The following is a 26395-nucleotide window of genomic DNA, read 5'->3' on the forward strand; positions in this document are numbered from 1 at the left end:
GGCTAAAATGCGCGCCCGGCTAACCGCTGATCCCTTTTCCATGCGCCCCACAAGGTTCGCTACGTGATCGAGTTTCAAAACGTCCATAAAACTTACCGCGTCGCCGGTAAGGATATTCCCGCGCTGCACTCCACCAGCTTGAGTGTCGAAAACGGCCAGGTGTTCGGCCTGATCGGCCACTCTGGTGCGGGTAAAAGCACCCTGCTGCGTCTGATCAACCGCCTCGAAGAACCGAGTGGCGGGAAGATCACGGTCGACGGCGAAGAAGTCACCGCGCTGGACGCCAACGGCCTGCGCCGTTTCCGCCAGCAGGTCGGGATGATCTTCCAGCACTTCAACCTCCTGGCGTCCAAGACCGTCGCCGACAACGTGGCGCTGCCGCTGACCCTGGCCGGCGAGTTGTCGCGCAAGGAGATCGACCAGCGCGTTGCAGAGTTGCTCGCTCGTGTCGGCCTGTCGGACCACGCCAAGAAGTACCCGGCGCAGTTGTCCGGTGGCCAGAAGCAGCGCGTCGGCATCGCCCGCGCCCTGGCGACCAAGCCAAAGATTTTGCTGTGCGACGAAGCCACCAGCGCCCTCGACCCACAGACCACCGCCTCGGTGCTGCAGCTGCTGGCCGAGATCAACCGCGAGTTGAAGCTGACCATCGTGCTGATCACCCATGAAATGGACGTGATCCGCCGCGTGTGCGACCAGGTGGCCGTGATGGACGCCGGCGTGATCGTCGAGCAAGGCTCGGTGGCCGACGTGTTCCTGCACCCCAAGCACCCGACCACCAAACGCTTCGTGCAAGAGTCCGAGCAGGTCGACGAAAACGAGCAACGCGACGACTTCGCCCACGTACCCGGCCGCATCGTGCGCCTGACGTTTCAGGGTGAAGCGACTTACGCGCCACTGCTGGGCACCGTCGCCCGCGAAACGGGTGTGGACTACAGCATCCTCGCCGGCCGTATCGACCGCATCAAAGACATCCCTTACGGGCAATTGACCCTCGCCGTCACCGGTGGCGACATGGAAGCCGCGTTTGCGCGCTTCACCGCCGCTGACGTCCACATGGAGATCCTGCGCTAATGGACGTCCTGTTGAGTTTCTTCGCCAATATCGACTGGTCCGAAATCTGGCTCGCCACCGGCGACACCATGACCATGCTGTTCGGCTCACTGTTCTTCACCGTGGTGCTCGGTCTGCCGCTGGGCGTGCTGTTGTTCCTGACCAGCCCGCGCCAACTGTTCGAACAGAAAGGCTTGTACGCGCTGCTGTCGCTGATCGTGAATATCCTGCGTTCGCTGCCGTTCATTATTCTGTTGATCGTGATGATCCCGTTCACCGTACTGATCACCGGCACTTCGCTGGGTGTGGCGGGGGCGATTCCACCGCTGGTCGTGGGCGCAACGCCGTTCTTCGCGCGGCTGGTGGAAACCGCCCTGCGTGAAGTGGACCGCGGCATCATCGAAGCCACCCAATCCATGGGCGCCAGCACGCGCCAGATCATCACCAACGCCTTGCTGCCCGAAGCCCGTCCCGGCATTTTCGCGGCGATTACGGTGACGGCGATTACACTGGTGTCCTACACGGCGATGGCCGGTGTCGTCGGTGCCGGTGGCCTGGGTGACCTGGCGATCCGTTTCGGGTACCAGCGCTTCCAGACCGATGTGATGGTGGTCACCGTGGTGATGCTGCTGATCTTGGTGCAAATTCTGCAAACCGTCGGCGACAAGCTGGTGGTGCACTTTTCTCGAAAATAACGGCCATTGCCGGCCGCAAGCCGGTACATGCCCGAACAAGGAGCTTGTTGGATGAAAAAACTACTGGTTGCTTTCGCCGCCGTTGCCGCGTTTTCCGCCCACGCCGAGACCATTACGGTCGCAGCTTCGCCGGTGCCTCATGCGGAAATCCTGGAATTCGTGAAACCTGCGCTCGCCAAAGAAGGCGTAGACCTGCAGGTCAAAGTCTTCACCGACTACGTGCAGCCGAACGTACAAGTCGCTGAAAAGCGCCTGGACGCCAACTTCTTCCAGCACCAGCCGTACCTGGATGAGTTCAACAAGGCCAAGGGCACTCACCTGGTGAGCGTCGGCGCCGTGCACCTGGAACCCCTGGGCGCCTACTCCAGCAAGTACAAGAAGCTGGACGAGCTGCCTAGCGGCGCAAACGTCGTGATCCCGAACGACGCCACCAACGGCGGCCGCGCGCTGTTGCTGCTGGCCAAGAATGGCCTGATCATCTTGAAGGACCCGACCAACATCCTGTCGACCATCAAGGACATCACCCAGAACGAAAAGAACCTGAAGTTCCGCGAACTGGAAGCCGCCACCCTGCCGCGCGTGCTGACCCAGGTCGACCTGGCGCTGATCAACACCAACTACGCGCTGGAAGCCAAGCTGGATCCGTCCAAGGACGCACTGGTCATCGAAGGCAGCGACTCGCCTTACGTGAACATCCTGGTGACGCGCGAAGACAACAAAGACTCGGACGCCGTGAAGAAGCTGGTTGCTGCCCTGCACACGCCTGAAGTGAAGAAATTCATCGAAGAGAAGTACAAAGGCGCGATCAAGCCGGCGTTCTGATCTGACTCGATCTCCCAAACACTGGAGATCAAAAAATGTGGGAGCGGGCTTGCTCGCGAATGCGGAGTGTCAGTCGACGAAGATGTTGGCTGGCCCCCCGCAATCGCAGGCAAGCCAGCTCCCACATCTGTTTTGTGTTGTTGGCAGGGTTGGCGTCCGACTTATTTACGCAGTAGCAAGCCGGGCAATTGCGCTACCAGCTTCTGATTGTTCAACGGCGCCCGGATAAACCCACGCTGGGTCCCATCCGGTCCGATCAGCGCCAGGTTGCCACTGTGGTCGACGGTGTAGTTGGGCTTGCTGGTATCGGCCGGAATGAACGGAATGCTCACCGCATTCGACACCTTCTGCACCTCCTCCACGTTTGCGCCGGTCAGGCCCTGGAACTGCGGGTCGAAGTAGCCCAGGTACTGCTTGAGCTGAGTCGGCGTGTCGCGGTTCGGGTCGACGCTGACCAGGATCACCTGCAACTTATCCACAACGTCCTTGGGCAGTTCGCTCTTGATCTGGCGCAGCTGGGCGAGGGTGGTCGGGCAGATATCCGGGCAGAAGGTGTAGCCGAAGAACAGCAGGCTCCACTTGCCTTTCAATTCGTTGACCACCACTGGCTGGCCGTCCTGGTTGGTCATGGTCACCGGCGGCAACTGACGGCTTTGCGGCAACAGGATGATGCCAGCGTCAATCAAGGCGGTAGGGTCACCCTGGCCTTTGCCCGAGAGCACTTTGTTAACGGTCAGGCCCATGATCAATGCCACCAGGGCCACCAGGATGAAGACAGTTTTTTGAGTTCGAGTCATAGGTTCAACAGTAGGTAGTGGTCAAGGAGCAGCGCGATAAACAGCAGCAGCAAGTACCAGATAGAGTACTTGAAGGTGTTGATCGCCGCGTGCGGCCGACCGCCACGGTACAACACCCAGGCCCATTGCAGAAAGCGCCCGCCCAACAGCAGTGCACACGCAAGGTACAACGGGCCGCTCATGTGGATCACATAGGGCATCAGGCTCACCGCCAGCAAGGCGCAGGTGTAGAGCAGGATATGCACCTTGGTGTAGTGCTCGCCGTGGGTCACCGGCAGCATCGGGATATCCGCCTTGGCGTATTCCTCCTTGCGGTGTATGGCCAGGGCCCAGAAGTGCGGCGGCGTCCAGGCGAAGATGATCAGCATCAACAGCAGGGGCTCGGCGCTGACATGCCCGGTGACCGCGACCCAGCCCAGCAGTGGCGGCGCAGCACCGGCCAGGCCACCGATAACGATATTCTGCGGCGTCGCACGCTTGAGAAAGCCGGTGTAGATCACCGCATAACCGAGCAGCGAGGCCAGCGTCAGCCAAGCCGCCAACGGGTTGGTGAACGCCAGCAACAGCGCCAATCCTGCCACAGCCAGAAACAATGCAAACGCCAACGCCGCCAGCGGCGATACCCGTCCCTCTGCCAGCGGCCGCTTGTGAGTGCGCGCCATCACCGCATCGATACGCCGATCCACCACATGATTGACCGCCGCCGCACCGCCCGCGCACAGGGCAATCCCCAGGTTGCCAAATACCAGTACCGTCCACGGCACGCCGGCACGGGTCGCCAGGAACATCCCCACCAGCGAGGTAATGAGCATCAGCACCACCACCTTCGGCTTGGTCAGCTCCAGGTAATCACGCCAGATCGCCTGACCCTGACGCGCGCCGATCAAGGTCGCCATGGCATTTCTCCTTTAAGGGTGATGAGGCCCGATACGTGTTTACGCGGAATGAAACGCCAACCGAACGGCAACTGGTTGCGCACCCGGACCAGGCTGGTGCGGGCGTGGTAGTTGACCAGAACCAGCGTCAGCAACAAGGCCGCACCACCCGCGTTATGCCCGACCGCAACCGGCAGCGGCAGGTGGAAATACACATTGCTCAGGCCCAGGCAGATTTGCGCCACCAGGGCGATCAGTAGCAAGCCCGCCAAGCGAGTCATACCTACTGCACGCAGTTGCCAGGCCAGGCCGAGCAGCACCAGGCTGACGATGACGGCGCCAATGCGATGGGTCAGGTGGATGGCGGTGCGTGCCTCACTGTCCAGTTGCCCGCCCAGGTAGTTGGGCCCGATGTGCTGGGTAAGATGAAAGCCGTTGGCAAAATCCGCTGCCGGCCACCATTCGCCATGGCACGTCGGCAGATCGATACAGGCCACCGCCGCGTAGTTGGAACTGACCCACCCCCCCAGCGCGATCTGGCCGATCACCAGCACCAGGCCCGCCGTCGCCCAATATTGCAGGCGCCTGGGCACAATCAAGGCGGGCAATACGCCGGACAAGCGCAGGGTCAGCAGAAACAGCAGGCTCAAGGTCGCAAAACCGCCTAACAAATGCCCGGTGACCACCTGCGGCCACAGCTTCAGCGTCACCGTCCACATGCCAAACGCGGCCTGCGCGAATACCACCGCCAGCACAAAGAGCGGCAACTTCACCGGCTGGCCTGGATCGCGCCGATGGCTCCACGAACGCGCGGCCAGCAGCACGATCAGCAAGCCCAGGGTGCCGGCGAAGTAGCGATGGGTCATCTCGGCCCAGCCCTTGTCCGCCTCGACCGGCGTATCAGGGAAATGCAGTTCGGCATGGGCCAACTGGGCTTCGGTCTTCGGCACGCTGATGAAGCCATAGCAGCCCGGCCAATCCGGGCAACCCAGACCGGCGTGGGTCAGGCGCGTATAGGCGCCGAGCAGCACGACGATCAGTGCCAGCAGGGTGGCAAACAACGCGAGGCGAAATCCAGGCTTGGCCATGACGATGCCCTTATCCGATGTTCGACAGTTTCAGCAGAAGGCGCAGGTCGTTGAGCAAGTCCTTGCCCTTGACCTTGGCGTCATAGCGCAGCACCAGGTTGCCGTGGGGATCGACAATCCACAGCTGCGCGTCACCCGGCGCGGCGGCGTCCTTGGTGAAGGTCGACAAGTCCAGCGAGTAGCGTTGCAACTGTGGATATTCCACTTTCAGCTTGGCCTCGTACTCCGCGCTCACCGGTTGCGCACTGGCCAGGGCATGGCTGGCACGGGAGGCATCACGGCCCAGGCTGATTTGCAGTTGGCGTGCGAGATACACCAATTGCTGGCAATCGGCTGCACAGGCGGTGGGCGCGGTCACCAGCAGTTGCCAGCGCTGCTCATCGGCCTGTACGCCTATATCAGCACGGGTCTGGCCATTACCGATCATCTCTCCGTGGTAGCTGCGGCTCTGCGGTACCCAAAACTGCAGCTTGTACATGAAGGTGGCCAGCGCCATCGGGCCGATCACCATCATCAGAATCAGGATCAACTGCCAACGGCCTTTGCGCCGATCGGGCGTTTCAGACATGTTGAGTGGATTGGTGGCCGCTCCCATGGGGCTTCTCCTTTTTGTTGTGCCATCCGAGGTAGAGATAAAGCGCCAGCAACGCCAGCGACATGGCGAACCACTGCACGGCATACGCCACGTGTTTTTCCGGGCCCATGGCGACGATTGGCCAGGTGGTTTCGTAGGTGCCGGGGCCGGCTTCGGCCCGCAGTTCGTAGGCGAATCCGTTGCGGCCCAGCTCGGACCAGAGCGCGGCAGGGTGCAAGGCCGTCAGCAGACGCGGCCATTGCGCGGTCGTGGGGTCCGCGCGCAACTGGAAGGTTTCGCCAGGCGCGATGTACACCCAGGCGTCAAGATTCACAGGCTGATCCGGCGTGGTGAAGATGGGCGGCGTGCGCCGATCCGGCCAGGGCAGCCAACCGCGATTGAGCAACAGCCACAGGCCGCTGGCCTGGTCGTGGAAGGGTTGCAACAGCTCTACGCCGGCTTTGCCGTCGCGCAGGCGATTGTCGAGAAACACGCTGTGCTCAGCGTCGAATTGACCGCGCAACCGCACGCGGCGAAAGGCGGGGTCAGCCCTGTCGTTGAGCTGCGCGCTGCTGATCGGGTCAGCCGCGCGCCGCTCGGCATAACTGTCCACCAGCAACTGCTTTTCATGGCCGCGAGACAGCTGCCAAAACCCCAGACCCACCATCAACGGCAGCAGCACCAACACCACCACAGTGGGTGCGACGCCTGGACGAAAGCATTTTATGGCGCTGGCTATACTTGTTTTCATTGCCCGCCCATCCCATTGGAGCCAGACCATGCTCAAAGCCGCTATTGCCCTGATGCTGATCGCGACCGTTGTGAGCCTGTTCAGTGGCTTGTTCTTCCTGGTCAAGGACGAGGGCAACTCCAACCGCCTCGTCACTGCCTTGACCGTACGTGTCGTGCTGGCCGTGATCACCGTGGCGCTGATCGCCTGGGGCTTTTTCAGCGGCCAACTGGTTTCTCATGCGCCGTGGTAGGGCGCCTCACAGCACATAGACGAAGAAAAACAGCCCGATCCACACCACATCCACAAAGTGCCAATACCAACTGGCCGCCTCGAAACCGAACTGGTGCTCGGCATTGAAATGCCCCTTGAGGATGCGCATCAGCATCACGAACAAAATAACGGTGCCAATGGTGACGTGGGCGCCGTGGAAGCCGGTGAGCATGAAGAACGTCGCGCCGTACACGCCAGAGCCCAAGGTCAGGCCCAGCTCTTTGTAGGCGTGGATGTATTCCTCAGCCTGGAACCCGAGGAATGCCAGGCCCAACAGCACGGTGATCGCCAACCAGATTTTCAGCGCGCCGCGATGACCTTTGCGCAGCGCATGGTGGGCAATGGTGATGGTCACGCTGGAGCTCACCAGCAGGATGGTGTTCACCAGCGGCAGGCCCCAGGGGCTGATGGTGCCTTCCGGTGCCGGGTACATCTTCGGATCGGGGTTGTTCAGCAACGGCCAGGCAAATTCGAAGTTCGGCCACAGCATGTGCGCAATGCCCTTGTGGCCCTCGCCACCCAGCCACGGACCGGACATGTGCCGTACATAAAAAAGCGCACCGAAGAATGCGATAAAGAACATCACCTCGGAAAAGATGAACCAGGTCATGCCCCAGCGGAACGAGCGGTCCATCTGCGAACTGTACAAACCGGCACGGCTTTCCTTGATCACCGCGCCGAACCAGCCGAACAGCATGTAAGCCAGCAACAGCCCGCCGACGAAAAAGATCCACGGGGCGTGGGATTCCGCGCGCGCGGCCTTGAGGTCGTTGAACCACAGACCCAACCCGTACACCGTGATCAACAGGCCAAACGTGGCAATTATTGGCCATTTGCTTTGTGCTGGTACGTAGTACGTATCATGAGACGACATGTATTCGCTCTCCTGATTGAGGGGGCAAACAGTAGCTAGCCGCCGCTGTGGACAGCCACCGGCGGTTGGCGCGCAGTGATGTCGAACAGCGTGTACGCCAGGGTCAGATGCTTCACATCCTTGGGCATGTCGCGGTCGACGATAAAACGCACCGGCATCTCGATGCGTTGGCCCGGTTGCAGCACTTGCTGGGTGAAGCAAAAGCACTCGGTCTTGTGGAAGTACATCGCCGCTTCGGCCGGTGAAATACTGGGGACGGCCTGGGCAGTCATTGGCTTATCGGTAGGGTTGTGCGCCACGAACAGCATCTCGGTCACCGCGCCCGGGTTAACGACTACCTCGTCAGCCTTGGCATAAAAATCCCAGACCATGTCGATGGCGTTGGTGGACAAAAACTGCACTCGCACCTGGCGCGAGGAATCGACGATCTGCTCGCCCTCGTACTGCCCGGCCGTCTTGCCGTTGATGCCGAATGCCTTGCACATCACGTCGTAGATCGGCACCAGTGCAAAGCCGAAGGCGAACATCGCCACCACCAGGATCAGCAGCCGCGTGACCAGGCGCTTGGTGGGCAAGGACTCAGCCATGGCAGCCTCCCATCGTCCTGTTCATTTGACCTCCGGTGGCGTGGTGAACGTGTGGTACGGCGCAGGCGAAGGGATGCTCCACTCCAGGCCTTCAGCGCCATCCCAAGGCTTGGCCGGCGCGGGCGTACCGCCACGGATGCACTTGATCACAATGAACAGGAAGAAGATCTGCGTGGCGCCGAACATGAACGCGCCGACCGACGAGACCATGTTGAAGTCGGCGAACTGCAGGTTGTAGTCCGGCACCCGCCGCGGCATACCCGCCAGCCCGACGAAGTGCATCGGGAAAAACGCCATGTTCATGCCCACGAAAGACAGCCAGAAGTGCAGCTTGCCCAGGGTTTCGTCGTACATGTGGCCAGTCCATTTCGGCAGCCAGTAGTAGGCCGAAGCGAAGATGCCGAAGATCGCACCGGGCACCAGTACGTAATGGAAATGCGCCACCACGAAATAGGTGTCGTGGTACTGGAAGTCCGCCGGAGCAATCGCCAGCATCAGCCCGGAGAACCCACCGATGGTGAACAGGATCACAAAGGCCACGGCAAACAGCATCGGCGTCTCGAAGGTCAGCGAGCCTTGCCACATGGTGCTGACCCAGTTGAACACCTTCACCCCCGTGGGCACGGCGATCAGCAACGTGGCGTACATGAAGAACAGCTCGCCCACCAGCGGGATGCCCACCACAAACATGTGGTGCGCCCACACGATGAACGAGAGGAACGCGATACTCGCCGTGGCGTAGACCATCGAGGTGTAGCCGAACAGCGGCTTGCGCGAGAAGGTCGGGATGATCGAGCTGACGGCGCCAAAGGCCGGCAGGATCATGATGTACACCTCGGGATGGCCGAAGAACCAGAACACGTGCTGGAACAGCACCGGGTCACCGCCGCCAGCGGCACTGAAGAAGCTGGTGCCGAAGTGGATATCCATCAGCATCATGGTCACGCAACCGGCCAGCACCGGCATGACCGCAATCAGCAGGAACGCGGTGATCAGCCAGGTCCAGACAAACAGCGGCATTTTCATCAACGTCATGCCGGGGGCGCGCAGGTTGAGAATGGTGGCGACCACATTGATCGCGCCCATGATCGAGCTGATGCCCATCAGGTGGATCGCGAAGATGAAGAACGTCACGCTTTCCGGCGCGTAGGTGGTCGAGAGCGGGGCGTAGAAGGTCCAGCCGAAGTTCGGCCCACCGCCCGGCGTGAACAGCGTTGAGACCAACAGCAGGAATGCCGCCGGTAACAGCCAGAAGCTGAAGTTGTTCATGCGCGGCAGGGCCATGTCGGGCGCGCCGATCATCAACGGGATCATCCAATTGGCCAGGCCTACAAACGCTGGCATCACCGCGCCGAACACCATGATCAGCCCGTGCATGGTGGTCATCTGGTTGAAGAACGCCGGCTGCACAATCTGCAGGCCTGGCTGGAACAACTCGGCCCGGATCACCATGGCAAATGAGCCGCCGAGCAGGAACATGGCAAAAGCGAACCACAGGTACAGGGTGCCGATGTCTTTGTGGTTGGTGGTCAGCACCCAGCGCATCAACCCCTTGGCGGGGCCGTGGGCATGGTCGGCGTGACCATGGTCATCGATCACAGCGCTCATGGCCGTTCTCCTGCAAGCGAGTGGGCGGGGCGGGTCGAGGTAGACGCCTTGAGGTAGGTCATTTGCTTTCCGCCTGCTTGATGGCCAGCACGTCTTTAGGCGTGACCATGTCGCCTTTGTTGTTGCCCCAGGCATTGCGCTCGTAGGTCACTACGGCAGCGATATCCACTTCCGAGAGCTGTTTGCCAAAGGCCGCCATCGCGGTGCCGGGCTTGCCGTGGTAGACAATGCTCAGGTGATCAGCTGCGGGGCCGGTGGCGATCTTCGAGCCCTTGAGCGCCGGGAACATCGGCGGCAGGCCCTGGCCTTCGGCCTGGTGACAGGCCACGCAGGTGGTGTGGTAGACCTTGTCGCCACGGGCCACCAACTCTTCCAACGTCCACTCTTTAGAGGTCAGCTCCTTGAGCTTGGCGGCCTCTGCCTTGCGCTCGCCAAGCCAGGTCTCGTAATCGGCCTTGGACTTGACCTCGACCACAATGGGCATGAAACCGTGGTCCTTGCCGCACAGTTCGGCGCACTGGCCACGGTAGATGCCGGGTTTCTCAACGCGGGTCCAGGCCTCATTGACGAAACCGGGAATGGCGTCGCGCTTGACCGCAAAGGCCGGCACCCACCAGGAGTGGATCACGTCGGCGGCCGTCACCAGAAAGCGCACCTTGGCGCCCACTGGCAATACCAGGGGCTGGTCGACTTCCAGCAGGTAGTGTTCACCTTTGGTCGCCTGGTTGTGGATCTGCTCGGCGGGCGTGGCCAGGTTGCTGAAGAACTCCACGTCCTGGCCCAGGTATTTGTAATGCCACTTCCACTGGTAGCCGGTGACCTGGATATCGATATCCGACTCACTGCTGTCGTAGATATTGATCAAGGTCTTGGTCGCAGGAATGGCCATCGCGATCAGGATCAACAAGGGCACGACGGTCCAGAGGATTTCCACGGTGGTGCTCTCGTGGAACTTGGCCGCGACCTGGCCCGTGGACCGGCGATGAAGGATCATCGACCAGAACATCGCGCCAAACACGATGATGCCGATCACCACACAGATCCAGAAAATGGTCATGTGCAGGTCGAACACAGCGTGACTGACTTCTGTCGCCCCTGGCGCCATATTCGTTGTCCAGGCGGCATGTGCCTGGCCGAATACCGACCACAACAGGAGGCCCATCCAAACGTGTGGATGTCGCATCATTGCGGGTTCCCCTTATCGTTCTTGTTATCCCGCCGGTTTGCACCTGCGTCGAAGGGAGCGGCTTCCATACTGCTTACAACCGCCTGGCCTTGCCTGCTTATGCAGTCTGGCGTCATCAGCTAATCGCGTACAAACCCGAGTATAGACACGCTCTGCAACCCTGCAATGCGTAGGGGCAAATGAGTAGAAATGACCGGAAATAGCCAATAAAACCGGGAGCGGAATCGTTTATCCGACGAACGATGGCAATTCGATATAACGGTGGCGCATAACCATGAAATAATTATGACAAATGCGTCTTAGACGCTCGTATAAACGAGCTACCTTATCCTCTCCCTTTTCCTACACCTGCATCACTGGAGCTTTCATGAACACCGCCGCATTGCGCGAGCAGATTTCCCGTGCCCATCAACACGAAGCCAGCACAGGCCAGCTTGCCCAGCAACTGGAAAAACAATTGCCGCACCTGCATTCGGCCATCTCCCTGGCTGACGGTGATCGCCACATTGTCATGACCCGCTTTGTCACCGCCTACATCGATCTCGTCCCCGATTTACTCGACGCCGCCAACGACGTGGCCCGCGAAGCGGGTATCGAAAGCCAGATCAAGCCGGTGCTGAAGATCGCCGAGCATTTCTTCCTGCAACCGCCCGCCATCCTCGCCGGCCACGAAGGGCTCGACGGCCTGCTGGACGAGGCCTACCTGGCGCATCGATTGGTGGAAGAGGTGAACGATCTCTATATCAAGCATTTTGGCCAGCCATTGATTCCGGCCGACACGACTGTCGCTAATGTCATCGCCCACCAACTGATCGGCGAAGCCTTCGCCAACCAGTTGGATGAAGCGGTACACCACGCCGTGGATGAAATGCTCAACGAAGACAGCTTTGCGCTGGAGTCGGTCGAAGCCTATCGCGAACAGCTGAAGAGCCCGGACACAGAAGCCGCGTGGAAACGCTGGCCGTGCCTGTCGCGGCAGTTGGGGGTTGAGTTGGCGTTGGATCAGCCCGCCTAGATCTTCGATCTAATACAAAACCCACGTGGGAGCGGGCTTGCTCGCGAATGCGGTGACTCAGTCAACATTTCCGGTGACTGACACCCTGCATTCGCGAGCAAGCCCGCTCCCACATTTTTGATCCGGTTTCGTCAGCTCACCGACGGCGCCGAACCTATCCCCGTCGTCGTCCGCACCCGACCTTCCAACCGGCGCTTCAACCCGCGCGCTTCGATCACCAGCGTCGAGCCCTTGGCCGCATTGGCCCGCCCCCATTCTTCCAGTAGCTCCAGGCAGGAATGGTCGATGTAACTCAAGTTGCTCAACGGCACGTGCACGGTGCTGCCCGCAGGTACCGTCGAGAGCACCTGAGTCAACGCCGGCACCTTCAGGAAGGTCGCCGCCCCCGTCAGACGCAGCTCCATCTCTCCTTCCTGGGGCAAGTCGATCAAGCTGACCTTGAGCCGCGAAGCCTTGAACGCCAGCTTGACCAACGTCAACCCAAAGCCCACCAGTACGCCGGTCAGCAGGTCGGTAAAGATGATCGCCAACGCCGTGGCTGCGTAGGTAAACATCGGCATCCGCCCATAGCGCCCCAGTGCCTTGAACGCCTTGATGTCCACCAGCTTGATCCCGGTGTACACCAACACACCCGCCAGGCTCGCCACCGGAATGCTTTGCAGCACACTCGACAGTAACAGCACGAACGCCAGCAGCCACAGCCCGTGGAACATCGCCGACAAACGCGTGGTCGCACCGGCCTGCACGTTGGCCGAGCTGCGCACGATCACTCCAGTCATCGGCAAGGCACCGAGCAGACCACAGAGCATGTTACCGACACCCTGGGCGGACAACTCCTTATCGAAATCAGAACGCTGACCACTGTGCATGCGGTCGACCGCCGCGGCGGAGAGCAGGGTTTCGGCGCTCGCGATAAACGCCACAGCGAAGGCGGCAATCAGCAGCTGGGGGTCAGCGAGGTTGAGCAGGTCGCTGGGACGCAGCCAGTCGATAGCGTCGGCGAGGTTTTCCGGGACTTCCACGCGTTTGACCTGCAACGCCAGCACCAGGCTGACCACCGTGGTCAGGCCTACACCCAACAAGGCACCCGGCACAAAGCGCAGGCGTTGCGGGCGTAATTTGTCCCAGGCGTACATCACCAGCATCGTCGACAAACCGAGCAATCCCGCCTGCCAACCCAGGCCGCCGCCCAGGATAGGAATCGCCTCGGCCAACGCCGCTGGGAACCCCGTCAGGTTATCCAGCCCAGAAGGCTTGGGCGCGCCGTCGAGCATCACGTGAATCTGGGATAACACAATCAACACGCCAATCCCCGCCAGCATACCGTACACCACCGCCGGCGCCGTGACGCGGAACCAGCAGCCCAGACGCAAACGCCCGGCCACCAGTTGCAGGAAACCCGCCAACAACAGGATCGGCCCGAGCATCAGCATGCCGTGCTGGCGCACCAGCTCGAACACCAACACCGCCAGGCCCGCCGCCGGGCCACTGACCTGCAGCGGCGAGCCTGCCAACCAACCCACCACCAGGCCACCGATGATTCCGGTGATCAAGCCCTTGGCCGGGGGCATGCCTGAGGCAATCGCGATCCCCATGCACAGCGGCAGGGCGACCAGAAACACAACCACAGAGGCGAGCAGCTCCCGTGGCAGTACAGCTTTCAATTGAGCAGCACGCATGATGACTCTCCCGAGGCATTTACCGGGCGCGGCAAAGCCTGGCTGCGTCCATGGCAGCCACCGCTTTACCCGGCAGGGAAGTGTTTTAGAAGCGCGCTTTAGGCGTCGCGGAAGGAATCGGCCCGTCGCCGCTCAATGGGCGGAACGCAGACTGGTCCGCATCGTAGGCCCGGATTTCACTGGTCTCGATGTTGTAGATCCAACCATGAATAAATAAATGACCGTTGGCCATGCGCGAAGCCACGGAGGGGTGGGTGCGCAAATGTTGCAGCTGGGCGATGACGTTTTCTTCGGTCAGCACCTTCATGCTCTCGCCTTCGTTGGCGCAGTCGCAATTGTCATGGACCATGGTCTTGGCGACCTCGGCATGCCGCAACCAGGCTTTGACCGTCGGCATCTTCTCCAGGCTGTCGGGGTTGAGTACCGCGCGCATGGCGCCGCAATCGGAGTGCCCGCAGACGATGATGTGCTGTACGCCCAAGGCCAGTACCGCGTACTCGATGGCCGTGGACACACCGCCGTTCATCTGGCCGTAAGGCGGCACCACGTTGCCGACGTTACGCGTCACGAACAGGTCGCCAGGCGAACTTTGGGTGATCAGCTCGGGCACGATGCGCGAGTCGGCACAGGTAATGAACATCGCCCGTGGGCTCTGAGCCGTGGCAAGTTTTTTGAAGAGCTCTTCCTGCTGGGGGAAGACGTCGTGATGGAAATGCAAAAAGCCGTCAACGATATGCTTTAGCGCTGCATCGGCGGTTTCAGCCACCGAAGAGGCAGAAGCCGACGCAGCCAACGGCTGTTTATCCTTGTCACTCATGATTCATCCTCTTGATTAATGCAGGGGAGTTTTCAGGTCAGTTCGACGCTTAGCCAATGGAAAAGTTGTAATACGCCAGAGGCCAGAGCGCCGACTCATCAGTCACTCGCTGAACAAGGTAACCGTCGAAACTTAACTCAAACTGAATGAACCGCTCTAGATCGCGGGTTTCAGTGATATCAAAACGCGACCATTCCTACAGGAGTTTCGCGTTTCACCTCTTCAGTTTACAACAAAGCCATCTGTCTGCCCGGAGGGCAAAAGGCCGTGCAATCCAGATTAAAACCTTCCCGCCGATCAAGACCAAGACGCTTGATCGCTTTACTGAAGCGTTGAGCCAGCAAATCGGCAAACGGCCCTTCACCCCGCATGCGCACGCCGAAGCGGCTGTCATACACCTCACCACCACGCACCTGGCGCACCAGGCTCATCACATGGGTCGCGCGCTGCGGGTAATGCGCCGCCAGCCACTCTTCGAACAGCGGCGCCACCTCCAGCGGCAGGCGCAGCATCATGTACGCGGCACTTTGCGCGCCAGCGGCATGGGCTTCGGTCAGCAGACTCTCCAATTCACTGTCGTTGATCATCGGGATCATCGGCGAACACAACACGCCCACCGGAATCCCCGCCTCACGCATCACCCGAATCGCCCGCAACCGTGCCTTGAGCGCCGCCGTGCGTGGCTCCAGGATGCGCTTGAGTTCGTCGTCCAGGCTGGTGAGGCTGATCATCACGGCCACCAGCCGCTGGCGCGCCAACTCAGTGAGCAGGTCCAGATCGCGCAAAATCAGCGATCCCTTGGTGATAATGGTCACCGGGTGGCGATAGCGCAGCAGCACTTCCAGGATTTGCCGGGTGATCTTGTACTCGCGCTCGATCGGCTGGTACGGGTCGGTATTGGACCCCAGATTGATCGGCGCGCACACATAACCCGGCCTCGACAGTTGCTGCTCCAACACATCGGCGGCGTTGGTCTTGGCGATCAGTTTGGTTTCGAAATCCAACCCCGGTGACATGTCCCAATAAGCATGGCTGGGCCGCGCATAGCAGTAGATGCAGCCATGCTCGCAGCCACGGTAGGGGTTGATCGAACGATCAAACGGCAGGTCCGGCGAGTTGTTGCGGGTGATGATGCTCTTGGCCGTCTCGATACGCACTTCAGTGCCCTGGGTCGGTGGCACTTCCTGAAACCAACCATCGTCCTCGGCCACGCTCACCGTAGGCGCAAAGCGGTTATGCAGGTTGGTGGCCGTGCCTCGGCCACGGGGCGGCAGGAGAGAACTCATGGGCATACCTCTATACTGTATCCACATACAGTATTTGAACCTGGCATTTCGCGCCAGCACCGTCGAGCGGGAAGTTTCGAGGCCATCTCCTGACAGCTGAAAACGCACCGTATTACATACGAACTTTCACGACATAAATCGCCACACTTGAGTCGTGGATTAAACTTTTGTTCTGCAACTATGATCCAGTCTCAACTTAGTAACCAACCAGAAGGACCTCTATATGTCTCAGGACGAACTGCGCTTAACGTGTGAAGATTTTGAAAAAGATAACAGCCCTGAAGTGTTGCTCGAACGTTTTAACAATGGGGTTCTTTCGTACGCCATGTACGCCTCTTCATCCAGGAAAGACGGCCACTACGACACCACATCATCGCCAACGGACCTGGACAATGACGGCGACTTTGACGACGAGGACAAGGCTATTTTTCTGACCATGGCCAACGCGTTTGCAATGACCTGCCAGAAAACTCGGAATTAAACTAATTACACCGACTAACTACAGCCGCCCAACTTATATCAACAACCTATAAGTTGGGCTTCCCACTCTAACTGTAGTTAATTCTTATCGCCCGATTTTTTACGTATGTCTGCAACTTGAGCAGCACTGATTGCGCTACCTGTATTACCCCAGCTGCCCCGGACAAAACTGACAACATCAGCCACTTCCTGATCCGACAGGCGCCAAGCGAATGCCGGCATGGTGAACGTGGACGGTGCCGTGTGAGTGGCCGGCAAGGTACCACCGTTCAACACGATATTGATCAATGACGTGGCATCCGCCGTCTGCAACACCGGGTTGCCCGCCAGCGCTGGGAACACCCGTGTGTAGCCATGGCCGTCGGTACGGTGGCAGGCCGCGCAGTTGTCGATATACACCGAGGCGCCCCGCTGGCTGTCGTCGCCTTTCCACAAGGCCTCGGCCACTTGCTTGTCATACGTGTGCGGTGAGTCCTTGGGGTCCACCGCCGGTAAACTCTTGAGGTAACGGGCGATAGCCGTCAGGTCATTTTCCGACATGTACTGCATGCTGTGGACGACAACGTCGCTCATGCCACCAAATACTGCGCTGCGGTCACTGCGGCCGGTCTTGAGGAACTGCACCAGTTGCTCCTCGCTCCAGCTACCGAGGCCGTCCTTGTGATCGCCACGCAGGCTTTTCGCGATCCAGCCTTCGAGCGGCGCGCTGCCGGCCAGGAAGGCGTTGCCATCAGTGGCACTCAGGGCTTTTTCCTGCATGGTCAACGCCCGTGGCGTATGGCACGCACCGCAATGGCCAAGGCCCTCCACCAGGTAGGCACCCCGGCTGATCACCGGGTCGACGACGGCTTGCGCCTGATGCTCCTCGACGGCAGGCGCAAACATCCAGCGCCATGCCGCCAACGGCCAGCGCATGCTCAAGGGCCACGGAATGTCACTGTCCTTGTTCTCTTGAGCGACGGGTTCCACCCTCTTCATGAAGTACGCGTACAACGCCTGCATATCGCTGTCGCTGACACGTGCGTAAGACGGGTAGGGCATCGCCGGGTAGAGCGTACTACCGCTCTTGGCGACGCCATGGCGCACAGCCTTGTCGAAGTCTTCGAAGCTGTAGTCGCCCAGGCCGCTCTTGTCCGGGGTGATGTTGGTGGAATAGATCACGCCAATGGGGGTTTCCATTGGCAGGCCACCGGCAAACGGTTTTCCGCCCTTGGCGGTGTGGCAGGCCACGCAGTCACCCGCGCGGGCCAGGTATTCACCTTGCTTGATCAAGTCAGTTTCAGCGGCGCTGACAGAGCAACTGCTGAAAAACGCGAAGGTCGCGATAACAAGTGCTTTCATGGTCATCGCTCCTTATGCCTGAACCAGTGGGCCGGGGTTTTTCAGGTACTGCTCGCGGATCGCCCGCGCCGACCAGTAGGTCAACGCCGCCACCAGGCCTGTAGGGTTGTAGCCCAAGCCTTGTGGGAAAGCGGATGCACCTGGGACAAACACGTTGTGCACATCCCAGCACTGCAGGTAGCGATTCAATGCACTGGTTTTAGGGTCGGTGCCCATGATCGCGCCACCGTTGAGGTGGGTGGTCTGGTACGACGCCGTGTTGAAGTGTTCGCCGACTTTTTTGCCGAGCACGGCAATTGCCTTGGGGTTCATCGCTTCAGCGACCTTGCCCATTTTCTCGACCATGAAGCGGTTCATCTTGATGTCGTTTTCCTGCCAATCGAACGTCATCCGCAGCAACGGCTGGCCGTAGGCATCGCGGTACACCGGGTCCAGATCCAGGTAGTTACCCCGGTAGGACTGATGGGCACCGTGGGCATCCATCGACACCTGGTGGGTGTAGTAATCGGCGGTGGCGCGCTTCCAGGCGCTGCCCCACGCCGGGGTGCCCGGCGGGTTGGACGTACCGGCAATCGGTCGACTGCCGGCCTGGTTGACCCACATCGGCGAACCGCCCACAAAGCCATGGGGCCCGTGGTCGAAGTTGTCGGCGTTGAAATCATCGATGGCCACGCCATTGCCGCCGGCGCCGATGAAGTTGTTGGTGTGGGTGTCCTTGTCGAAGAACGCCTTGATGGTGGCCATGTTCTGGTAGGCGAAGTTTCTGCCCACCACGCCCTCGTTGGTGATCGGGTCGTAGGGCTTGCCGATACCGGAGAGCAGCATCAAGCGCACATTGTGGAACTGGAATGCGCCGAGGATCACCAACTCCGCTGGTTGCTCGCATTCCCGGCCCTGGGCGTCGATGTACGTCACGCCAGTGGCCTTGCTCTTGGTGCTGTCGAGGTTGACCTTGAGCACGTGGGAATTGGGCCGCAGTTCAAAGTTCGGCACCTGGCGCAACGCCGGCAGGATGTTCACGTTCGGCGATGCCTTGGAATACATGTAGCAGACGTAGCCGCTGCAAAAACCACAAAAATTGCACGGCCCCATCTGGGCGCCATAGGGATTGGTGTAAGGCCCCGAAGTGTTGGCTGAGGGCAGGTTGTAGGGTTTGTAACCCACCTCGGCAGCCGCTTTCTGAAACAGTTGTGCGGAGACGGTGTTTTTCTGCGACTCCAGCGGGAAAGGGTTGGAGCGATCCGGCGCATACGGGTTACCGCCACGGCCTTCGCCTACCAATTGCCCTTTTACGGTCCAAGCCTGTCCAGAGGTGCCGAAGACTTTTTCCGCGTAGTCGAAAAACGGCTCCAGCTCTTCGTAGCTCACGCCGAAGTCCTGGATGGTCATGTCCTTGGGAATGAAGTGTTTGCCGTAGCGTTCTTCATAGTGGCTGCGCATGCGCAACTCGATCGGGTCGACACGGAAATGCACGCCGGACCAGTGCAGGCCCGCTCCGCCCACACCATTGCCCGGCAGAAATGCGCCCAGCTGACGGTTGGGCAGGGCAACGTCATTCACGCTATGGCGAATGGTCACTGTCTCCTTGGAGATGTCCTGGAAGAGTTTTTTACGCACGCTGTAGGTCAATTCGTCGATGACCTGGGGATAGTTGCCGTCGGGGTAAGTGTCCTGCATAGGACCGCGCTCCAGCGCTACCACGTTGAGGCCTGCTTCTGTCAGCTCCTTGGCCATGATCGCGCCGGTCCAGCCGAAGCCTACGATCACTGCATCCACTTTCTTCATAATGGTCGCCACGTTTATGCCCTCTCGCCGCGGATGGAAACTGCCGGGAAGGGGTATTGCTCGTTGCGTTCAACCCAGTCCATGAAATCGGCGCGGGCGCCGGGAAAACCGATCATGGTCCAGCCGACCATGCCTTTGTTGCCGCCGTGGATCGGGTCGCAGAAGAAGCCTTCCTTGGTGTTTTGCAGCAACAGGTTGAAGAACAGCTTTGGTGGCACCGCCTCGAAATGCGCCGTCACCTCACTGCCGCCCGCCTCCAGACGACGCAACATGTCGTCTCGGGTAGCGCTGTCTTGCGCAGCAAAAACTTTGCCGTTGAACGCTTTCGACCATGCATCCGTCGCGGCAATGCCCAGGCGATAGATCTCCTTGGGCACCAATTTGCTCTGCCACCCCATCTCCGGCGGCGCATCGGCGTTGAATGGGCCTTGCATGAACCACAGGGCTCCGCTGGCGTAAGGCGTGTTCATCTGGCGGTCGATGTATTCCGGCGCACCCGCTTCCAGAGCGCCTGGGCCTTGGGCATCGGCGGGGATCAATTGCGCGACGGCGGCATTGATAAACGCCCACTCCTCAGCCGTGAAATAAGTTGGCTCGTAGGCCTTTTCGCTGGCTGCAGGCTGGACGGGCGCGGCCTGGGCCGGCTCAGGCGTCGCCATCAGCATCGAGCCGCCAAGGCCGGTGCTGGCAACCGTGACCACCGGGATCAAGGTCAAGGATTTGCGCAGAAAGTCACGCCGGGGGTTGTCTTGATCTTGATCAGACATGGTGGCACCTCATCATGTGGTCACGGGTTTATCAGCCGGCTTCTAGTGAGCGATTTGGCTTTTTAAGAAATCAATAGTTACAAATGATAGCAGGCTATGTATCAGGAAAAGCGTTTCAGCGACTAAAGACTGAGTATTCACAGTCCTTTGACGGGCCCCAACCTGAGTGCCATTCACCGAGCTCCTGCTCGGCCATGTCAACAATGCTCAAGAATCAAGGGCTGCCGGTCTTCGGCCCCAGCAATGGCTTCAAGGACGGTGTTCGCTACATGATGGGAGCCGATGTCGACAAATTGCGCACGGCTTTGGGGAATGGCGATTACAGCACCCGCGCGTTTGCGTTGTGCTCGATGAAGGACTGGATCACGACAACGGGAAAAGAAGAGAAACAACAGTAGGAGCCGGCTTGCCGGCTCCTGCAGTGGGCCATCCGTTAGTCCTTTTTCAGCTTCGGGTTAGGAAAGAACTGCACCGCCTGCACCTTGGGGTCCGCAGGCGCTTTCAACGCCGACGTGTTCACCCGTGTGCCCAATTCCTTGGGGACCGACAACCCTTGGTCATTCAGCGTGTCGGTGTAACCGCAGGCCACGCACTCGCGATGCGGCACGTTGTCCTCGGTCCACATCTTCAACTTGTCCGGCTCGCTGCACGCCGGGCAGACCGCCCCGGCGATAAATTGCTTTTTAGTAATCACAGGCCCTTCACTCATGCTGCCGCGTCCTCACTCAGGCCGCTGTGGCGCAAGAGTGCGTCAATCGACGGCGCACGTCCGCGGAAGTCGACGAACAGCACCATCGGCTCCTGAGAACCGCCACGCGCCAGGATTGCCTCGCGGAAGGCGCGGCCAGTCTCAGCGTTGAGCACGCCCTCTTCTTCAAACTTGGAGAAGGCATCCGCCGACAGCACTTCGGCCCACTTATAGCTGTAGTAACCCGCGGCGTAACCACCGGCGAAGATGTGCGCGAAGCTGTTCGGAAAACGGTTGTAGGCCGGTGGACGCATCACCGACACCTCATCGCGCACGCCTTCCAGCACTTGCGCCACGCTGCGGCCATCACCGTGGGTGGCGTGCAGTTCAAAGTCGAACAGCGAGAACTCCAGCTGACGCACCATCATCAAACCAGACTGGAAGTTTTTCGCCGCAAGCATTTTTTCCAACAAGTCCTGGGGCAGTGGCTCGCCGGTTTCGTAGTGACCGGAGATCAGCGCCAGGCCTTCCGGCTCCCAGCACCAGTTCTCCATGAACTGGCTCGGCAATTCCACCGCATCCCAGGCCACGCCATTGATGCCCGACACGCCAGCATGTTCAACACGGGTCAACAGGTGGTGCAGGCCGTGGCCGAACTCGTGGAACAGCGTGGTGACTTCATCGTGGGTCAGCAGGGCAGGCTTGCCACTGTCGGCCGGGGTGAAGTTGCACACCAGGTTGGCCACCGGGCTTTGCAGCACGCCATCGATCGTGCGACGACGATCGCGGGCGCCGTCCATCCAGGCACCGCCACGCTTGTTGGCGCGGGCATAGAGGTCGAAGAAGAAGCGGCCGACGTGCTGGCCGTTTTCCTTGATTTCAAACAGGCGGACATCCGGGTGCCAGGTGTCGAAGCCTTTCTGCTCGGCGATTTCGATGCCGTACAGGCGCTGCACGATGGCAAACAGGCCGCCCAATACTTTGTCGATCGGGAAGTAGGCGCGCAGGGCCTCCTGGGAAACGCTGTAGCGTTGCTCACGAAGTTTTTCGCCGTAGAAACCGCTGTCCCAGCTTTGCAGGTCCGCGCAGCCTTGTTCGGCGGCATAGGCCTTGAGCTGTTGCAGGTCCTGGGCGGCAAACGGCTTGCTGCGCTTGGCCAGGTCGCGCAGGAAGTTCAGCACCTGATCGCTGGACTCGGCCATTTTGGTGGCCAGGCTCAGTTCGGAGAACGACGCATACCCCAGCAGCTTGGCCAGTTCCTGACGCAGGTCGAGGATCTGTTCCATGACCGGACCATTATCATTCTGACCGGCATTCGGGCCTTGGTCCGACGCACGGGTACAGTAGGCCGCGTAGACTTCTTCACGCAGGGCGCGATCCTGGGCGTAGGTCATCACCGCGTAGTAGCTGGGGAATTCCAGGGTGATCAGCCAGCCGTCGAGGCCTTTGGCCTGTGCGGCGGCCGCCATTTGCGCCTTGGCCGAATCGGTCAGGCCGGCGAGGGTGGCTTCGTCGGTGACGTGTTTGGTCCAGGCCTGGGTGGCATCCAGCAACTGGTTGGAAAATTTGCTGCCCAACTCGGACAGTTTGCTCTGCACTTCGGCGTAACGCTTTTGCTGCTCCGGCGGCAAATCGATACCCGACAGGCGGAAATCACGCAGGGCGTGTTCCAGGATGGTTTTTTGCGCCACGTCGAAACCGGCGGCTTCCGGGCTGTTGGCCAAGGCTTCGAAAGCCTGGAACAATTCGCGGTTCTGGCCCATCTCGGTGGAGTAAGCACTCAACGCCGGCAGGCAGCCTTCGTAGGCTTCGCGCAGTTCGGCGCTGTTGCACACGGCATTGAGGTGGCTGACCGGGCTCCAGGCGGCACCCAGGCGGTCATTCAGTTCATCCATCGCCAGGACCAGCCCGGCCCACGTCGGATGTTTACCCTGGCTTTGCAGGATGCCTTCGATGGCGACACGGTTGTCGGCGAGGATCTGTTCGATGGCCGGCTGGACGTGCTCGGCACGGATCGCCGAGAACGGCGGCAGGTCGTAGGACTGCAGAAGCGGGTTGTTCGCGCTCACGGTTGGCACCTTGGCTGAAGAAATAGGTAAGAACAAAGATGGGGCCATCTTAATTACAATCAACGCCCACCGCAGCTATCAGCAGAAGAGAGAGAGGCTATCGTGACCCTTCGCACCTACCAAAACCATACGCCAACCCTGGGCGCCGGGGCTTTTGTCGATATTTCGGCGGTGGTGATCGGCGATGTCGAAATCGGCGCCGACAGCTCGGTCTGGCCGCTGACCGTGATTCGCGGCGACATGCACCGCATCCGCATCGGTGCACGCACCAGCGTGCAGGATGGCTGCGTGCTGCACATCACCCACGCGGGCCCCTTCAATCCGGATGGCTTCCCATTGCTGATCGGCGATGATGTGACCATCGCCCACAAGGTCATGCTGCATGGCTGCACTGTGGGTAATCGCATCCTGATCGGCATGGGCAGCACCGTAATGGACGGGGCGGTGGTGGAAGACGACGTGATCATCGGCGCCGGCAGCCTGGTGCCGCCCGGCAAGAAACTCGAAAGCGGCTTCTTGTATGTAGGCAGCCCGGTTAAACAAATCCGCCCGCTGACTGACAAGGAACGCGCCTTTTTCACCTACAGCGCCGCGAACTACGTGAAGCTCAAAGACCTGCACCTGGCTGAAGGATTCGACCGATGACTCTGCATTACCAAACCGTGCTGTTCGACCTGGACGGTACCCTCACTGACCCGCGCGAGGGCATTACCCGTTCGATCCAATATGCCCTCGGCAAACTGGGAATCGACGAGCCGGACTTGACCCAGCTGGAACATTTCATCGGCCCGCCGTTGCTGCAAGCGTTCATGCAGTTCTACGGTTTTGATGAAGCCAAGGCGTGGGAGGCGGTGAATTTCTACCGCGAGCGTTTCAAAGTGACCGGCCTGTATGAGAACCGCGTGTTCGAGGGCGTGATGCCGTTGCTGGAGGACTTGAGCGGCCAGGGACGCCAGCTCTACGTCGCGACGTCCAAGCCTTGGGTGTTCGCTCGCGAGATCGCCCGGCACTTCGATTTCGCCAAGCACTTCAAGGTCATCTACGGCAGCGAACTGGACGGCACGCGCACCAACAAAGTCGAACTGATCGCCCACCTGATGAGCGAGGAAGGCCTGGACCCGACCACCACCCTGATGATTGGTGACCGCAAGCATGACCTAATCGGTGCGCACAGCAATGGGCTGGATTCGGCAGCGGTGGGGTATGGTTTTGGCAGTTTTGAAGAGTTGAATGCCGAGGCGCCAACCTGGCATTTTGAGACATTGGCCGAAATGCACCAGGCGTTTATGCAGCGTTCTTGAGATAGCTTTCGCAGGCACGCCAGCCCCTACATTTTGACCGGTGTACCCAGGACCAATGTGGGAGCTGGCTTGTCTGCGATGAGGCCCTAAAGCCCGGCACCTTCCAACTGTTTCAACGCCGCCTTGCGCTGCTCCACCGGCAACCCGCCCAGCTTCTCCACCGCCGCATAAAACCGCACCCAATCCCCACCTTCCTGCGCAAACAACGCCGCAAACGCCGGTACCCACTGGTCATACAACCCAAACGGTAACAACCGCGCATTGTTCATGGGCTGGTTTATCCAGGCGTCATAACGCTTATCCCCGCCCCATTGGTTATCACGCAGGTGTCGATAATCGGCGCGCAAACGCTCGAACTGAGCCGCCTTGGCCTGACGCATCGCATCCTTAGCCAACGGCTGGGCGTAGAGCGTTTCCAAGCGTCGACGGGTATCGAGGACCAGTTGGATAAACTGATCACGTTGCTTGGACGTCGACAGGCTATCTGGCGCCAGCCCCCGCGCAGCGCGCCATTGGCGTGTACCTTCCTGCTCAACGAAATTGGCAAACGACTCGTTGAATTCGGTGTCGTCCTTCACATAGAAACGCTGGTGCGCCAGCTCATGGAAGATCAGCGTGGCCAGGCGCTCATCGCCCCAGTTCATCATCGAATTCATGATCGGGTCATTGAACCAGCCCAAGGTGGAGTAAGCCTCGACGCCACCTATCGACACGTCCATACCCCGCTGCTTCAACAACGCTGCCTCGCCACGCGCCGCGCCCTGGTTGTAGTAGCCGCGATAGGCCACACAACCGGCAATGGGGAAGCAATGGGTTTCGGGGGACAGGGAAAATTCCTGCGTGGCGAAGACATTCCAGACCACATAGGGCCGGCCGATATCGGCGTACAACTTGTAACTCTGGTTGTCGGGCAGGTGCAGATGTTCACTGGCGAACGTGCGCGCCCGCTGAGATTGCACCAGGTGCTCGCGCAATAACGCAGGGCGTGTGGGGTCGGCAATCACCTGCGCCACCGGCTCACGAGCCCGCAGCAATTGCCACTGACCGCTGGCCAACTGACTGTAATAACTGACACTGGAGCAGCCGCTGAGCAGCACAACCAACAACCCTGGAAGAAAACGCCTGACCATGCCCCGACCGCTCCTGGGTAATTTGCTCGCCAGACTATCGCGCCTGTGTGGAATTTTTCCATGGCATGACGTGTTTATACTCATAGGGAGTCTGTTGCCGTCGGCGCCAGGCTCAATACTTCCTTCCCATTGAGTGCCTGCCATGCGCCAGCTCTTGCTTCCCGTCGCCGCCCTGTTTCTCGGTGCCTGCACCACAACGCCCGTACCACCGGTGGACCCGCAGCAAGCCTGGGTCGATTTCACCACGCCGACACCGGGCTCCAAGCTGGTCATGGCGCAGCGTCTGGACGGCAAGAACCTGGCTGACGGACGTTTCTTCCAATTCCCGCCCGGCCATCACGAACTGATGGTGCGTTTCGACTTTGAAGTCCCGGCAGGCGGCGGGCTGGGTGGGCTGAGCCAGATGATGTACCGCACTTGCTTCATGACCCTGGAATACGATCACTTCCAGGCCGGCCAGCGCTATGTGCTGGAAGGCCGCTCGCTGGCCTTCACGCCGAATATCCGGCTGTACGACTCGGCGCGTCAGTTGCTCGCGGAAGAACGCAGCGTCAACTGCATCTGATCAGTCGTTGTTCTTCTGGTAGACGATGGCCTTGGTGCCGTTCTCACAGCTGCCGACGACCATGGCGCTGTCGTGCTTGTCGGCTTCTTCCTTGCTGACGATTTCCAGGGTGTACGAAGGAACCGCATTCGCCTGGATCTTGACCTCGATCTCTTTCCTGAGCTCTTCACAATCTTTTGGAGCGGCCACGGCCGAAGTGGCCAATACACCGCAGATGATCGCCAAGGCAAAACGTTTCATGTGTGAAGCTCCCTGAATGCACTGCGCACGGATGTGCGCCTAGACTGCATAGGCTATAGGACCACATCGGTGA

At 60.0% G+C, this 26395-nt stretch carries 28 protein-coding genes and 1 pseudogene; 10 read left to right on the forward strand and 19 right to left on the reverse strand.

Going from position 1 to position 26395, the window contains the following annotated elements; genetic code table 11:
- Positions 1-63: 63 nt before the first annotated feature.
- Genes AC4PS7_RS22735 through AC4PS7_RS22745 form a run of 3 tightly spaced genes read left to right on the forward strand, consistent with a single transcriptional unit; the run spans position 64 to position 2567 of the window.
- The gene (locus tag AC4PS7_RS22735; protein WP_010207815.1) at positions 64-1071 is read left to right on the forward strand and encodes a methionine ABC transporter ATP-binding protein; all 1008 of its coding nucleotides are present in this window, start codon (positions 64-66) and stop codon (positions 1069-1071) included.
- Entirely contained in the window at positions 1071-1745 is a 675-nt protein-coding gene (locus tag AC4PS7_RS22740; RefSeq protein ID WP_010207814.1) for a methionine ABC transporter permease, read from the forward strand. The genes AC4PS7_RS22735 and AC4PS7_RS22740 overlap by 1 nt, the downstream gene beginning before the upstream one ends.
- 51 nt (positions 1746-1796) lie before the next feature.
- Positions 1797-2567, forward strand: a complete 771-nt coding sequence (locus AC4PS7_RS22745) for a MetQ/NlpA family ABC transporter substrate-binding protein (protein ID WP_492179754.1) — start codon at positions 1797-1799, stop codon at positions 2565-2567.
- Positions 2568-2728: 161 nt separating this feature from the next.
- On the opposite strand, the gene AC4PS7_RS22750 is transcribed toward AC4PS7_RS22745, so the two are convergent.
- Genes AC4PS7_RS22750 through AC4PS7_RS22770 form a run of 5 tightly spaced genes read right to left on the reverse strand, consistent with a single transcriptional unit; the run spans position 2729 to position 6652 of the window.
- Complete coding sequence (locus tag AC4PS7_RS22750; protein ID WP_010207811.1) at positions 2729-3364, reverse strand: SCO family protein; 636 nt, start codon at positions 3362-3364, stop codon at positions 2729-2731.
- Positions 3361-4260, reverse strand: coding sequence for a heme o synthase (gene cyoE / locus AC4PS7_RS22755; protein WP_021491404.1), 900 nt, complete (start codon positions 4258-4260; stop codon positions 3361-3363). The genes AC4PS7_RS22750 and cyoE overlap by 4 nt, the downstream gene beginning before the upstream one ends.
- Entirely contained in the window at positions 4248-5327 is a 1080-nt protein-coding gene (locus AC4PS7_RS22760) for a COX15/CtaA family protein (protein WP_010207809.1), read from the reverse strand. Before AC4PS7_RS22760 ends, cyoE begins: the two co-directional genes overlap by 13 nt.
- Before the next feature lie 10 nt (positions 5328-5337).
- Entirely contained in the window at positions 5338-5922 is a 585-nt protein-coding gene (locus AC4PS7_RS22765) for a PA_0111/PP_0108 family redox-active disulfide protein (RefSeq protein WP_010207807.1), read from the reverse strand.
- A complete protein-coding gene (locus AC4PS7_RS22770; RefSeq protein ID WP_021491406.1) occupies positions 5888-6652 on the reverse strand; it encodes an SURF1 family protein in 765 nt (254 codons plus the stop codon). The genes AC4PS7_RS22765 and AC4PS7_RS22770 overlap by 35 nt, the downstream gene beginning before the upstream one ends.
- A gap of 28 nt (positions 6653-6680) precedes the next feature.
- Here AC4PS7_RS22770 and AC4PS7_RS22775 point away from each other — a divergent pair, with 28 nt between their 5' ends.
- The gene (locus tag AC4PS7_RS22775) at positions 6681-6884 is read left to right on the forward strand and encodes a twin transmembrane helix small protein (protein WP_016978774.1); all 204 of its coding nucleotides are present in this window, start codon (positions 6681-6683) and stop codon (positions 6882-6884) included.
- Positions 6885-6890: 6 nt separating this feature from the next.
- On the opposite strand, the gene AC4PS7_RS22780 is transcribed toward AC4PS7_RS22775, so the two are convergent.
- From AC4PS7_RS22780 to coxB, 4 genes are read right to left on the reverse strand one after another with little or no spacing between them, the layout of a single operon-like run.
- Positions 6891-7778, reverse strand: coding sequence for a cytochrome c oxidase subunit 3 (locus AC4PS7_RS22780; RefSeq protein ID WP_492179757.1), 888 nt, complete (start codon positions 7776-7778; stop codon positions 6891-6893).
- Positions 7779-7813: 35 nt separating this feature from the next.
- On the reverse strand, positions 7814-8365 hold the full coding sequence (locus AC4PS7_RS22785) for a cytochrome c oxidase assembly protein (protein WP_010207802.1): 552 nt from the start codon (positions 8363-8365) through the stop codon (positions 7814-7816).
- A 21-nt stretch (positions 8366-8386) separates the two neighbouring features.
- Complete coding sequence (ctaD, locus tag AC4PS7_RS22790; protein WP_010207801.1) at positions 8387-9973, reverse strand: cytochrome c oxidase subunit I; 1587 nt, start codon at positions 9971-9973, stop codon at positions 8387-8389.
- A 58-nt stretch (positions 9974-10031) separates the two neighbouring features.
- Positions 10032-11159, reverse strand: coding sequence for a cytochrome c oxidase subunit II (gene coxB / locus AC4PS7_RS22795; protein ID WP_010207796.1), 1128 nt, complete (start codon positions 11157-11159; stop codon positions 10032-10034).
- A gap of 367 nt (positions 11160-11526) precedes the next feature.
- On the opposite strand from coxB, the gene AC4PS7_RS22800 reads away from it, so the two are divergent.
- Positions 11527-12174 (forward strand): hypothetical protein, encoded by a 648-nt coding sequence (locus AC4PS7_RS22800; RefSeq protein WP_021491407.1) that lies wholly within the window; start codon positions 11527-11529, stop codon positions 12172-12174.
- 131 nt (positions 12175-12305) lie between these two features.
- Here the strand turns inward: AC4PS7_RS22800 and AC4PS7_RS22805 are convergent, their stop codons facing one another.
- The 3 genes from AC4PS7_RS22805 to AC4PS7_RS22815 all read right to left on the reverse strand — a co-directional run bounded on the left by AC4PS7_RS22805 (position 12306) and on the right by AC4PS7_RS22815 (position 15956).
- The gene (locus tag AC4PS7_RS22805; RefSeq protein ID WP_010207793.1) at positions 12306-13853 is read right to left on the reverse strand and encodes a SulP family inorganic anion transporter; all 1548 of its coding nucleotides are present in this window, start codon (positions 13851-13853) and stop codon (positions 12306-12308) included.
- 85 nt (positions 13854-13938) lie between these two features.
- Complete coding sequence (locus AC4PS7_RS22810; RefSeq protein ID WP_010207792.1) at positions 13939-14670, reverse strand: carbonic anhydrase; 732 nt, start codon at positions 14668-14670, stop codon at positions 13939-13941.
- Positions 14671-14897: 227 nt separating this feature from the next.
- Entirely contained in the window at positions 14898-15956 is a 1059-nt protein-coding gene (locus tag AC4PS7_RS22815) for a PA0069 family radical SAM protein (protein WP_492179758.1), read from the reverse strand.
- A gap of 223 nt (positions 15957-16179) precedes the next feature.
- Here AC4PS7_RS22815 and AC4PS7_RS22820 point away from each other — a divergent pair, with 223 nt between their 5' ends.
- A complete protein-coding gene (locus AC4PS7_RS22820; RefSeq protein WP_021491408.1) occupies positions 16180-16437 on the forward strand; it encodes a hypothetical protein in 258 nt (85 codons plus the stop codon).
- A gap of 77 nt (positions 16438-16514) precedes the next feature.
- Here the strand turns inward: AC4PS7_RS22820 and AC4PS7_RS22825 are convergent, their stop codons facing one another.
- Genes AC4PS7_RS22825 through AC4PS7_RS22835 form a run of 3 tightly spaced genes read right to left on the reverse strand, consistent with a single transcriptional unit; the run spans position 16515 to position 20329 of the window.
- Positions 16515-17777 carry a c-type cytochrome gene (locus AC4PS7_RS22825; RefSeq protein ID WP_492179759.1) on the reverse strand — a complete coding sequence of 421 codons (1263 nt, stop codon included), beginning with the start codon at positions 17775-17777 and terminating at the stop codon, positions 16515-16517.
- A 12-nt stretch (positions 17778-17789) separates the two neighbouring features.
- Positions 17790-19574 (reverse strand): GMC family oxidoreductase, encoded by a 1785-nt coding sequence (locus tag AC4PS7_RS22830; RefSeq protein WP_010207781.1) that lies wholly within the window; start codon positions 19572-19574, stop codon positions 17790-17792.
- Between the two features lie 2 nt (positions 19575-19576).
- Positions 19577-20329: a gluconate 2-dehydrogenase subunit 3 family protein gene (locus AC4PS7_RS22835; protein WP_021491411.1), complete on the reverse strand. Its 753-nt coding sequence runs from the start codon at positions 20327-20329 to the stop codon at positions 19577-19579.
- Positions 20330-20550: 221 nt separating this feature from the next.
- Between AC4PS7_RS22835 and AC4PS7_RS22840 the strand changes: the two are divergent.
- Positions 20551-20727: pseudogene (locus tag AC4PS7_RS22840) on the forward strand (protein tyrosine phosphatase); the annotation flags it as partial.
- A gap of 35 nt (positions 20728-20762) precedes the next feature.
- Here AC4PS7_RS22840 and AC4PS7_RS22845 read toward each other — a convergent pair.
- The gene (locus AC4PS7_RS22845) at positions 20763-21038 is read right to left on the reverse strand and encodes a YheV family putative zinc ribbon protein (protein ID WP_010207776.1); all 276 of its coding nucleotides are present in this window, start codon (positions 21036-21038) and stop codon (positions 20763-20765) included.
- A complete protein-coding gene (gene prlC / locus AC4PS7_RS22850) occupies positions 21035-23086 on the reverse strand; it encodes an oligopeptidase A (RefSeq protein WP_010207774.1) in 2052 nt (683 codons plus the stop codon). The genes AC4PS7_RS22845 and prlC overlap by 4 nt, the downstream gene beginning before the upstream one ends.
- 102 nt (positions 23087-23188) lie before the next feature.
- On the opposite strand from prlC, the gene AC4PS7_RS22855 reads away from it, so the two are divergent.
- The gene (locus tag AC4PS7_RS22855) at positions 23189-23731 is read left to right on the forward strand and encodes a gamma carbonic anhydrase family protein (protein WP_010207773.1); all 543 of its coding nucleotides are present in this window, start codon (positions 23189-23191) and stop codon (positions 23729-23731) included.
- Entirely contained in the window at positions 23728-24387 is a 660-nt protein-coding gene (locus AC4PS7_RS22860) for an HAD family hydrolase (protein WP_044286397.1), read from the forward strand. Before AC4PS7_RS22855 ends, AC4PS7_RS22860 begins: the two co-directional genes overlap by 4 nt.
- 86 nt (positions 24388-24473) lie before the next feature.
- On the opposite strand, the gene AC4PS7_RS22865 is transcribed toward AC4PS7_RS22860, so the two are convergent.
- Positions 24474-25517 (reverse strand): aminopeptidase, encoded by a 1044-nt coding sequence (locus tag AC4PS7_RS22865; RefSeq protein WP_021491414.1) that lies wholly within the window; start codon positions 25515-25517, stop codon positions 24474-24476.
- 142 nt (positions 25518-25659) lie between these two features.
- On the opposite strand from AC4PS7_RS22865, the gene AC4PS7_RS22870 reads away from it, so the two are divergent.
- The gene (locus tag AC4PS7_RS22870) at positions 25660-26082 is read left to right on the forward strand and encodes a PA0061/PA0062 family lipoprotein (protein ID WP_010207770.1); all 423 of its coding nucleotides are present in this window, start codon (positions 25660-25662) and stop codon (positions 26080-26082) included.
- Here the strand turns inward: AC4PS7_RS22870 and AC4PS7_RS22875 are convergent, their stop codons facing one another.
- Positions 26083-26322 (reverse strand): DUF1161 domain-containing protein, encoded by a 240-nt coding sequence (locus AC4PS7_RS22875; RefSeq protein WP_010207769.1) that lies wholly within the window; start codon positions 26320-26322, stop codon positions 26083-26085.
- Positions 26323-26395: the final 73 nt, after the last annotated feature.

Source organism: Pseudomonas sp. DW-iso3, assembly GCF_058725305.1.